1 protein-coding gene is annotated in these 546 nt (G+C 70.3%); it reads right to left on the reverse strand.

Going from position 1 to position 546, the window contains the following annotated elements; genetic code table 11:
- Positions 1-546, reverse strand: a 546-nt coding sequence (locus tag AC5L38_RS44380) for a TCP-1/cpn60 chaperonin family protein (RefSeq protein ID WP_495248853.1), incomplete at both ends; no start/stop codon positions are given.

The following is a 546-nucleotide window of genomic DNA, read 5'->3' on the forward strand; positions in this document are numbered from 1 at the left end:
CCGCCGGGCATGGCGGGGGCGGCTCCGGCCTTCTCGGGCTTCTCGGCGATGACGGCCTCGGTGGTGAGGAACAGCGCCGCGATGGACGCCGCGTTCTGCAGCGCCGAACGCGTCACCTTGGCCGGGTCGATGATGCCCGTCTCGAACAGGTTGACGTACTCGCCGGTGGCGGCGTTGAGGCCCTCACCCGCGGGAAGGTTGCGCACCTTCTCCACGACGACGCCACCCTCAAGACCGGCGTTGACCGCGATCTGCTTGAGCGGCTCCTCCAGCGCCTTCTTGACGATCGCGGCACCGGTGGCCTCGTCGCCGAACAGCTCCAGCTTGTCGAAGGCCTTGGCGCCGGCCTGCAGCAGCGCCACGCCACCGCCGGGGACGATGCCCTCCTCGACGGCCGCCTTGGCGTTACGCACGGCGTCCTCGATGCGGTGCTTGCGCTCCTTGAGCTCGACCTCGGTGGCGGCACCGGCCTTGATGACGGCCACGCCGCCGGCCAGCTTCGCCAGACGCTCCTGGAGCTTCTCGCGGTCGTAGTCGGAGTCGGTG

This window comes from Streptosporangium nanhuense (assembly GCF_059358815.1).